Genomic DNA, 10,383 nt, shown 5'->3' on the forward strand with positions numbered 1-10,383 from the left:
GGTGCGACGGTCGCCCAGGAGTCGGGCATCGGCGGCTCGACCGGCGGCATGTCCTCCTCCGGCGGCTCCTCGTCGAACGGGGGCTCGTCGCCGGCGGGAGCGGCTTCAGCGGCGGCGAGGGGGGCGGCGCGCACCGGCTCGGCGGCCGCGGCGGGGGCCTCCACCGGAGCGGAGGGAGCAGCCGCCTCGGCCGCAGGGGTCGGATCGGCGGGGATCGCCACCGTGGCCCAGCCGTCGGAGCCGGTCGCGGCCGGGATCGGCGCAGCCGGGGCGGGCGCGGCGGTCGCCTCGACGGCGGCGCGCTCGGCCTCCGGGGCGGCGGCGCGAGGCTCGACGCGGGCGATGTACTTCACCCGCAGGCCGAGGACCTGCTGGATCGCCTGACGCAGGTACTCGCTGACTCCGGGCTGCCCGGCGGTTCCCGGCATCTTGAACGACTCGACGTCGTTCTGGCTCGGGAACGAGAGGGTCAGCACGTCGTCCTTGAGGGCGCGCACCTGGGCGGTGTAGGCCACCAGCCAGGCGGTCATCTTCGCCTTCTGCACGACCTCGAGGATCTCGGGCCAGGTGTCCTTCATCCGCTGGAGGGTGACCGCGCCGTCGGCGGATGCGTCGCCCGCGGCCGCAGCGGGTGCGGAGGCAGCGGGCGCCGAGGCTGGGGCCGCCTCAGTGGACGCAGCGGCCTGATCCGACGGCTCCTGCCCGACCGGCTCCGGACGAGCCGCCGCGGCGGTCGTCGCGCGGGGGCGTCCTGACTCGGCCGGCGCGGACTCGTCCGCCTCCGGCGCGGCCGCCGTCTCGTCGGGCCCCTTCACCGGCGGCGCAGCGACCGGTGCGGACGCCGTCACCGGCGCCTCGGTGCGCGGAGCGGCCGCGATGGACTCGGGCACCGAGCCGGGAGCGGCGGCGTGCGAGGCGTGGTGGGGCTCGGGCGCACGGGACGGCTCGGACGCGCGCGACGCCTCGGACGACCGCGGGGCGGGCGCCGCGGTCTCGCGCGGAGGGGCCACGTGCCGCGGGCGCTCCTCCTGGGCCGCAGCGGGCGCGATGCCGGCGCCGGTGCCGTGCACCAGGGTGCGGGCGATCATCAGCTCGAGGTGCAGGCGCGGCGAGGTCGCACCGGTCATCTCGGTGAGGGCCTCGTTGACCACGTCGGCGATGCGGGAGAGCTCGGCCAGGCCGAGCGCGCGCGACTGGCCGGCCATGCGGTCGAGCTCGTCCTGCGAGACGCCGCGGAGGACGGCCGAGGCCGCTCCCCCGGTCGCGGCGACGACGATCAGGTCGCGGAGCTTCTCGAGCAGGTCCTCGACGAAGCGGCGCGGGTCCTGCCCCGTCTGGATGACGCGGTCGACCGCTCCGAACGCCTCGGCGGAGTCGTGCTCGGCGAGCGCGTCGACCACCTCGTCGAGCAGGGCGCCGTGGGTATAGCCGAGGAGGGCGACGGCCCGCTCGTACTCGACGGTCTCGGCCTCGGAGCCGGCCATCAGCTGGTCGAGCAGGGAGAGCGTGTCGCGGACGGACCCGCCGCCCGCGCGGACCACGAGCGGCAGCACGCCCGCCGCCACGTGCACGCCCTCGCGCTCGCAGAGCTCCTGCGTGTAGTCGAGCATCTGCGCCGGCGGGACGAGCCGGAACGGGTAGTGGTGCGTGCGCGAGCGGATCGTGCCGATGACCTTGTCCGGCTCCGTGGTCGCGAAGATGAACTTCACGTGCTCCGGCGGCTCCTCCACGATCTTGAGCAGCGCGTTGAAGCCCTGCGGCGTGACCATGTGCGCCTCGTCGAGGATGAAGATCTTGAAGCGGTCGCGCGCCGGGGCGAAGATGGCGCGCTCGCGCAGATCGCGCGCGTCGTCGACTCCGTTGTGGCTCGCCGCGTCGATCTCGACCACGTCGAGTGAGCCCTGGCCCTCGCGGCTGAGCTCGACGCAGCTGTCGCAGACGCCGCAGGGGGTGTCGGTCGGGCCCGTCGCGCAGTTGAGGCAGCGGGCGAGGATGCGCGCCGAGGTGGTCTTGCCGCAGCCGCGGGGGCCGCTGAAGAGGTAGGCGTGGTTGACGCGGTTGGTGCGGAGCGCCGTCATGAGCGGATCCGTCACCTGGGACTGGCCGATCATCTCGGCGAACGTCTCGGGCCGGTACCGGCGATACAGGGCTGCTACCACCCGACAAGAGTAGCCGCGACCTCCGACACCGGAGCCGGGACGGCGGAGACCGGAGCGCGCGTAGCCTCGGTCCCGTGCTCCCGCCGCCTCCGCTCCCCCGCTTCGACGCGGTCGTGCTCGCCGGCGGACGCGCTTCCCGCCTCGGCGGCGCGGTCAAGCCGCTCCTCCGGCACCGCGAGTCGACGCTCCTCGGCACCGCCCTCGCAGCCGTGCGCGGAGCCGAGCGGAGGGTCGTGGCCGGACCGTCGTCGCTCGCACAGGCCGTCGACGGCGCCGAGCTCGTCCAGGAGGATCCGCCGTTCGGCGGCCCGGTCGCGGGCCTGGCCGCCGCGCTGCCCCTGCTCGACCGCCCGGGCGCTCCGGACTGGGTCGTCGTTCTCGCCGCCGATCTCGTCGCCCCCGCTCCCGCCGTGCACACGCTGCTCGAGGTCGCGTCGAACGCCGTCGAGGCCTCCCTCCTGGCCGTCGACGCGAGCGGCCGAGCCCAGCAGCTCCTCGGCGTGCACCGGCGAGCGGCCCTCGTCGAAGCGCTCACCGCGCTCGGCGATCCCGACGGCGCCTCGGTGCGCGCCCTCCTCCGGGACCTTCCCCCGCGGCTCGTGACGGTGCCCGGAGGGACGACCGACGACGTCGACGCGCCCGCCGACGCGCTCCGGCACGGGATCGACCTGCCGGGCCCGCGCGGCGCAGACTGAGCGGATGGACGACACGACCGGCCCCCGCCCCTCCGCCTCCGACGGCGCCCGCCCCACGGAGGAGGTGCTCGCCGGCTGGTGGGCCGAGCTGTGCTCCGCGCTCGGCCTCGGCGAGGTCCCGGTGGACCCGGACGCCCTGCTCGCCCTCGCCGGTCGCGCGGCGCACGGAGTGGTCCGGCCGGCGGCTCCGCTGACCACGTTCCTCGCGGGCTACGCGGCGGGCCTGGCCGGGGGCGGCCGGGACGCGCTCGACGCGGCGCTCACGGCCTCGCACCGGGCGGTGGACGAGCGTCCGCACGCCTCCTGAGACGCTACTCCACCGGCCTCGATCCGGCACCAGGCCGACGCCGTACGGTTCCCCCGAGTCCCGGTGCCGCGGCTCGGACCGAGAGCGGCGCAGGACTCCCGCGGCCGACTGCGCCGCGGTCGTCCATCTGAAGGAGCCCCGCATGTCAGGCAACAGAGCCGTCGCCTACAAGTCCCCCGGAGTCGTCGAGGTCATCGACATCGACTACCCCACCTTCGAGCTGAAGGACGGACCCGGCGTCAATCCGGCGAACATCGGGCGGAAGCTGCCGCACGGCGCCATCCTCCGCACCGTCTCCACCAACATCTGCGGCTCGGACCAGCACATGGTCCGCGGCCGCACCACCGCTCCGTCGGACCTCGTGCTCGGCCACGAGATCACCGGCGAGGTCGTGGAGGTCGGCCCCGACGTCGAGTTCGTCAAGGTCGGCGACATCGTGTCCGTGCCGTTCAACATCGCCTGCGGCCGCTGCCGCAACTGCAAGGAGCGCAAGACCGGCATCTGCCTCAACGTGAATCCGGACCGCCCGGGCAGCGCGTACGGCTACGTCGACATGGGCGGCTGGGTCGGCGGGCAGGCCGAGTACGTGATGGTCCCCTACGCCGACTGGAACCTCCTGGTGTTCCCGGACCGCGATCAGGCGCTCGAGAAGATCCTCGATCTGACGATGCTCTCGGACATCTTCCCGACGGGCTTCCACGGCGCGGTGACCGCCGGAGTCGGCGTCGGCTCCACGGTCTACGTCGCAGGAGCGGGACCGGTCGGACTCGCCGCGGCGGTCGGAGCGCAGCTGCTCGGAGCGGCCGTCGTGATCGTCGCGGACCTCAACGAGGAGCGTCTGGCGCAGGCGCGCTCCTTCGGCTGCGAGACGGTCGACGTCTCGAAGGGCGATCCGGCCGGCCAGATCGAGCAGATCCTCGGCGTGCCCGAGGTCGACTGCGGAGTGGACGCCGTCGGCTTCGAGGCGCACGGCAACGGCGCCGACTCGGGGAAGGAGGCGCCGGCGACGGTGCTGAACTCGCTGATGTCGATCACCGCGGCGGGCGGCGCCCTCGGCATCCCGGGCCTCTACGTCACGGGCGACCCGGGCGGAGTCGACGAGGCGGCCCAGGAGGGCTCGCTGTCGATCCGCCTCGGGCTCGGCTGGGCGAAGTCGCTGTCCTTCACCACGGGCCAGTGCCCTGTTATGAAGTACAACCGGCAGCTGATGATGGCGATCCTGCACGACCGGGTCCACATCGCCGACGCGGTCCAGGCCACCGCGATCAGCCTGGACGACGCTCCCCGCGGCTACGCCGACTTCGACAAGGGCGCCGCGAAGAAGTTCGTGCTGAACCCGAACGGCTACCTGGGATGACCGACGGGGCGGGTCCTGCCCAGGGCCCGCCCCGAGCCCCGGGAGAATGGACGGGATGAGCGCGCACGGGCACGAGGCGACCGACTGGGACGAGGCCAGGCGGATCGTCGGCGAAGCGGTGGCGCGCTCCGGCGTCTCGACCGTCCCCCTCCTCGACGCCCGCGGGGCCGTCCTCGACCGCGCCGTCACCGCCGCCCGGCCGCTCCCCCACTACGACTCCTCGGCCATGGACGGCTGGGCCGTGCGCGGACCCGGGCCCTGGCCGCTCGAGGACGGCACCGCCGCTCCGATCGTCACCGGAGCCGCCGTGCCCGACTGGAGCGACGCGGTGCTGCCGTCCGAGCAGGGCGCGATCCGCGACGACCTGCTCACGGCGCGGGCGCTCCTCCCGCCCGGCCGCCACGTCCGACGCGCGGGCGACGAGGCCGCCCGCGGAGCCGTGCTGGTCGATGCCCGGACCCGCCTCACTCCCGCGCACCTCGCCCTGCTCGCGGTCGCCGGGATCGACGCGCTCGACGTCCGCCCGCCCGCCGCGGTCGACCTGCTCCTCACGGGGGACGAGGTCGACACCGAGGGGATGCCGCCCGCCGGACGGGTGCGCGACGCGTTCACGCCGCTGCTGCCCGCGCTGGTCGAGCTCTCGGGCGGAGCCGTGGGAGAGGTCGTGCGCCGCGGCGACGACGAGGAGGTGATCGCACGGACGCTGCTGGCGGGCACGGCGCCGATCCTCCTCACGACGGGCGGGACCGGGCGCTCCCGGGTGGACGCGGTCCGTCGCGCCCTCGATACGGTGGGCGCGCGCGTCCTCGTCGACGGCGTCGGCATGCGCCCCGGCCACCCGACCATGGCTGCGCTGCTGCCGGGCGGGACGCTGGTGATCGCTCTGCCGGGCAATCCGCTCGCCGCCCTGCTCGCGGCGCTCTCCTTCCTGCCGCCGGCCCTCGACGCGGCGTCCGGCGCCGCTGCCCGGCCCCTCGGCCGGGGCGTCCTCGCCGAGCCGCTCGGGCGCGCGGGGACCACGGTGCTCGTGCCCGTCTCCTCCGGCGAGGACGGCTGGCGGGCCTCCGCCGGCATCCGCTCGCACATGCTCACCGGTCTCGCCGCCTCGGAGGCCGTGGCCGTCGTGCCCGCACCGGGAGCGGCAGCAGGCGACTCCGTGCGCCTGCTGCCGCTGCCCTGGTGAGGCCTACGCCGCCGGTTCGAGGCGGATCACGACCGACTTCGAGGTCGGCGTATTGCTGATCTTCGCGGTCGAGTCCAGCGGCACGAGGACGTTCGTCTCGGGGTAGTAGGCGGCCGCGCAGCCGCGGGGCGTGTCGTACGCCACGACGCGGAACGCCTCCGCCCGCCGCTCGACGCCGTCGGGCCACTCCGAGACCAGGTCGACCATCGCGCCGTCCGCGAAGCCCAGCTCGGCGACGTCGTCGGCGTGGACGAACACCACCCGGCGGCCGTCGTGGATCCCTCGGTAGCGGTCGTCCCTGCCGTAGATCGTGGTGTTGAACTGGTCGTGCGAGCGCAGCGTCTGCAGCAGCAGCCTGCCCTCCGGAACCCGCGGGTACTCGAGCGGATTCGCGGTGAAGCGGGCCAGGCCGGAGGGGGTGTCGAAGCGGCGCGAGTCGCGCGGCGGGTGCGGGAGGACGAAGCCGCCGGGCACGTCGATCCGGGCCTCGAAGCCGTCGAAACCGGGGACGACGTTGGCGATGTGCGAGCGGATGCGGCGGTAGTCGTCGCGCAGACCCGCCCAGTCGACCCGGGGGACGTTCTCGCGGCCCTCGAGCAGCCGCTCCGCGATCCCCGTGAGGATCGCCACCTCCGAGCGCAGGCCCGGGCTCGGCGGGCGCAGGCGGCCCCGGGAGGCGTGCACGGCGCTCATCGAGTCCTCGACCGTGACCCGCTGCTTGCCCGAGCGCTGCACGTCGGAGTCGGTGCGGCCGAGGGTGGGCAGGATCAGCGCGCGCCGGCCGGTGACCACGTGCGAGCGGTTGAGCTTGGTCGAGACGTGGACGGTGAGGGCGAGCGAGCGCATCGCCGCCTCCGTCACTCCGCTGTCGGGCGTCGCCCGGGCGAAGTTGCCGCCGAGCCCCATGAACACGCGGGCCTTCCCGTCGCGCATCGCCCGGATCGCGGCGACCGTGTCCGTCCCGTGCACGCGCGGGGAGGAGAAGGAGAACTCGCGGTCGAGCGCGTCGTGGAAGGAGTCCGGCATCCGCTCGAAGATGCCCATCGTGCGGTCGCCCTGCACGTTCGAGTGGCCGCGCACCGGGCAGACGCCCGCGCCGGGCTTGCCGATGTTGCCGGTGAGCAGGAGCACGTTGACGACGTCCTTGAGCGTCGCGACCGAGTGCGCGTGCTGCGTGAGGCCCATCGCCCAGCAGACGACGGTGCCCTCGGACGCCGCGATCAGCTCGGCGACGGTGCGGATGCGCCTCTCGTCGATCCCGCTCGCCCGCTCGATCTCGTCCCACTGGACCTCCCGCAGCCCGTGGAGGTACTCGGCGAGGCCGCCGGTGCTCTCGCGGATGAAGGCGTGGTCGAAGACGTCGCCGCGCGCCTCCTCCGCCTCGAGCAGCGCCTTGCCCAGACCCTGGAACAGGGCCTGGTCGCCGCCCAGCCGGACCTGGAGGAAGTGGTCGGCGAGGGCCGTGCCGTCGCCCAGGGTGCCGCGGACGGTCTGCGGGTTCTGGAAGCGGAGCAGCCCCGCCTCCGGCAGCGGATTGACGGCCACGATGGTGCCGCCGGCGCGCTTGGCGCGCTCCAGCGCGGTCAGCATCCGCGGGTGGTTCGTGCCGGGGTTCTGGCCGGCGACGATGATCAGCGGTGCCCGCTCCACGTCGCGCAGGCTCACCGAGCCCTTGCCGATCCCGATCGTCTCGGTGAGGGCGGATCCGCTGGACTCGTGGCACATGTTCGAGCAGTCGGGCAGGTTGTTCGTACCGAAGCCGCGGACCATCAGCTGGTAGACGAAGGCGGACTCGTTCGAGGTCCGGCCGGACGTGTAGAAGATCGCCTCGTCGGGGCTCGCGCAGGCTCGCAGCTCCTCGGCCACGAGGTCGAGCGCCTCGTCCCAGCCCACCGGCCGGTAGTGCGTGGCGCCCTCCTCGAGCAGCATCGGCTCCGTCAGCCGGCCCTGCTGGCCGAGCGCGAAGTCGTCCCACTCCTCCAGCTCCGCGACGGGGTGCGCGGCGAAGAAGGCCGATGTGACGGTGCGGAGCGTGGCCTCCTCGGCGACCGCCTTCGCTCCGTTCTCGCAGAACTCGGCGACGTGGCGCTTGTCGCCCTCCGGCCAGGCACAGCCCGGGCAGTCGAAGCCGGTCTTCTGGTTCACCCGCAGGAGCGTCTCGGCGCTGCGCACCGGGCCCATCTGCTTGAGCGAGATCTCGAGGGCGTGGGCGACGCCGGGGATCCCGACGGCGCGTCTCTTCGGCGACCGGACGGAGAGGCGGCTCTCGTCGATCGGACTCTCGCGGGGCTCGGCGTCATCGACCATTCCTGCATCGTACGTCCGCACCCCGGCATCGCTCCCGGTTCCCGGTGGGAGGATGACCTCCACCGCCTGAGGAGACCCATGAGCCGCAGTGTCGCCCGCACCCGCCTGACCGCCGTCCGCGCCGACGATCCGCCCCGCCGTCGCGAGGACGTCCTGGCCGTCGAGGAGCCGCTCGAGATCCGCGTCGGCGGACGGCGCTTCAGCGTGACCATGCGCACACCCGGCGACGACTTCGACCTGGTCGCGGGATTCCTGGTGTCCGAGGGGGTGCTCACAGAGTCGGAGCAGCTGGCGGCGATGCGCTACTGCGCGAGCGGCTCCGGGCCGGGCGAGAACACGTACAACGTGGTCGACGCGAGCGTCCGCGGCGGGCGGGAGGCCGTGCTGCTCGAGCGCGAGCGGTCGGTCTACACGACGAGCTCGTGCGGAGTGTGCGGGCTCGCGTCGCTCGAAGCGGTCGCCACCGACTCGGCGTGGAGCGTCGCGGAGGACGACCTGCGGGTCGAGCGGGAGCTGCTGGTCTCGCTCCCCGATCGGCTCCGCGAGGCGCAGGCGGTGTTCGAGCGGACGGGCGGCGTCCACGCGGCCGGGCTGTTCGACGCGGACGGCTCGCTGCTGGTGCTCCGGGAGGACGTCGGGCGGCACAACGCCGTGGACAAGGTGGTCGGCTGGGGGCTCCGGGAGGGGCGGCTGCCGTTGCGGGGGACGCTGCTGCAGGTGTCGGGGCGCGCCTCGTTCGAGCTGGTGCAGAAGGCCGTGATGGCCGGCATCCCCCTGCTCGCCGCGGTCGGTGCCCCGTCGTCGCTGGCGGTGGACCTGGCTCGCGACTCCGGCCTCACCCTGATCGGCTTCAGCCGCGGCTCCGGCTTCAACCTCTACGCGGGCGACGCGCGCCTGCTGCCCTGAGCCGGGGCTCCACAGCCGGCTCCTGCGGATGGAGCAGCCCGCACAGCGGGCGCATCGAGATCCCCCTCGTACTCGGTGGCTCTCGACACGCCGCGTCCCGCGGCTACTCGACCAGCAGCAGGGCCCGAGTATTCGGAAGAGGGCCGCGACCCGGAATCGCGTGCGAGCGATTGAGGGCAGCCCGACAGGACCCGCTCCACGGGAGCCACCACCCCTGGAAGCCGGCCGCGAGTCGTGTCGCGGCTCCGCCGCTACACGACCGACAAGGACTGCCGGGCGATCTCCAGCTCCTCGTTCGTGGGGATGACGAGGACGGCGACGCGGGAGTCGTCGGTGGAGATGCGGCGGGCGCCGCGGTCGGAGGACGTGTTGCGCTCGGGGTCGAGCTCGATGCCCAGGCCCTCGAGGCCGCGGAGGGCGCCGGCGCGGACGGCGGCGACGTTCTCGCCGACTCCCGCCGTGAACACCACGGCGTCGACGCGGCCCAGCTGGGCGTAGAAGGCCCCGATGTAGTGGCGGAGGCGGTGGTAGTAGACCTCGAGCCCGGCGCGGGCCTGCTCGTCGCCGGCCTCGGCCGCCTCCTGGACGTCCCGCATGTCGCCGCGACCCGTGAGGCCGAGGAGGCCGCTTCGGCGGTTGAGGAGGGTGTCGAGCTCGTCGATCGAGAGGCCCGCCTTGCGGGCCAGGTGGAAGACGACGGCCGGGTCGAGGTCGCCGGAGCGGGTGCCCATCACCAGGCCCTCGAGCGGGGTCATGCCCATCGAGGTCTCGACGGAGACGCCGCCGTCGACGGCGCAGGCGGACGCTCCGTTGCCCAGGTGCAGGACGATCGTCTTCAGGTCGGAGCGGCGGCGGCCGAGATAGGCGGCGGCGGCCTCCGAGACGAACTTGTGCGAGGTGCCGTGGAAGCCGTAGCGGCGGACGCGGTGCTTCTCGGCGAGTTCGGCGGGCAGCGCGTAGGTCGACGCCTCGGCCGGGATCGTGTGGTGGAAGGCGGTGTCGAAGACGGCGACGTGCGGGACGTCCGGGAAGGCGTTCTGCGCCGCCTCGATGCCCTCGAGGTTCGCGGGGTTGTGCAGCGGGGCGAGGTCGGCGAGGTCCTCGATGTTGATCTTGACCAGGTCGGTGACGACGGTGGGCTCGAAGAAGCGCTTGCCGCCGTGCACGACGCGGTGGCCCACGGCGACGGGAGGGAACTCGTCGAGGCTCGGGCCGTGCTCGCCGAACGCGCGGATCATCGCGTCGAAGCCGGCGGTGTGGTCGGGGATCGGCCCCTCGATCTCGAACGACTCCCCGTCGCGGGTGTGCTTCGTGCGGCCGGTGTCCTCGCCGATCCGCTCGACGAGGCCGCCGGCGAGGGTCTCCTCGGTGGTCATCTCGATGAGCTGGTACTTGAACGACGACGATCCGCTGTTGACGACGAGGACGACGGACATGAGGGGACTCCTGGGGTGATCGGGGTCGGGAGG

At 73.9% G+C, this 10,383-nt stretch carries 8 protein-coding genes; 5 read left to right on the forward strand and 3 right to left on the reverse strand.

Annotated features, from left to right (window positions below; translation table 11 throughout):
• The coding region (locus tag C5C71_RS16755) for a DNA polymerase III subunit gamma and tau (protein ID WP_146084519.1) at positions 1-2,159 on the reverse strand (2,159 nt) is incomplete at its 3' end.
• A 74-nt stretch (positions 2,160-2,233) separates the two neighbouring features.
• Here C5C71_RS16755 and C5C71_RS16760 point away from each other — a divergent pair.
• From C5C71_RS16760 to C5C71_RS16775, 4 genes are all read left to right on the forward strand, one after another.
• Positions 2,234-2,854, forward strand: coding sequence for a molybdenum cofactor guanylyltransferase (locus C5C71_RS16760; protein WP_258068763.1), 621 nt, complete (start codon positions 2,234-2,236; stop codon positions 2,852-2,854).
• A 4-nt stretch (positions 2,855-2,858) separates the two neighbouring features.
• Positions 2,859-3,161 (forward strand): DUF6457 domain-containing protein, encoded by a 303-nt coding sequence (locus tag C5C71_RS16765; RefSeq protein WP_219814208.1) that lies wholly within the window; start codon positions 2,859-2,861, stop codon positions 3,159-3,161.
• A 142-nt stretch (positions 3,162-3,303) separates the two neighbouring features.
• Complete coding sequence (gene fdhA / locus C5C71_RS16770) at positions 3,304-4,518, forward strand: formaldehyde dehydrogenase, glutathione-independent (RefSeq protein ID WP_104225123.1); 1,215 nt, start codon at positions 3,304-3,306, stop codon at positions 4,516-4,518.
• 55 nt (positions 4,519-4,573) lie between these two features.
• Entirely contained in the window at positions 4,574-5,701 is a 1,128-nt protein-coding gene (locus C5C71_RS16775; RefSeq protein ID WP_181065754.1) for a molybdopterin molybdotransferase MoeA, read from the forward strand.
• Positions 5,702-5,704: 3 nt separating this feature from the next.
• Here the strand turns inward: C5C71_RS16775 and C5C71_RS16780 are convergent, their stop codons facing one another.
• Entirely contained in the window at positions 5,705-8,008 is a 2,304-nt protein-coding gene (locus C5C71_RS16780; RefSeq protein ID WP_104338148.1) for an FdhF/YdeP family oxidoreductase, read from the reverse strand.
• A 78-nt stretch (positions 8,009-8,086) separates the two neighbouring features.
• Between C5C71_RS16780 and fdhD the strand changes: the two genes are divergently transcribed.
• Positions 8,087-8,914 carry a formate dehydrogenase accessory sulfurtransferase FdhD gene (gene fdhD, locus C5C71_RS16785; protein WP_104225120.1) on the forward strand — a complete coding sequence of 276 codons (828 nt, stop codon included), beginning with the start codon at positions 8,087-8,089 and terminating at the stop codon, positions 8,912-8,914.
• A 251-nt stretch (positions 8,915-9,165) separates the two neighbouring features.
• Here fdhD and C5C71_RS16790 read toward each other — a convergent pair whose 3' ends face one another.
• Complete coding sequence (locus C5C71_RS16790; protein ID WP_104338149.1) at positions 9,166-10,350, reverse strand: acetate/propionate family kinase; 1,185 nt, start codon at positions 10,348-10,350, stop codon at positions 9,166-9,168.
• Positions 10,351-10,383: the final 33 nt, after the last annotated feature.

It is taken from the genome of Rathayibacter sp. AY1C1, from assembly GCF_002932105.1.
GTDB lineage: Bacteria > Actinomycetota > Actinomycetes > Actinomycetales > Microbacteriaceae > Rathayibacter.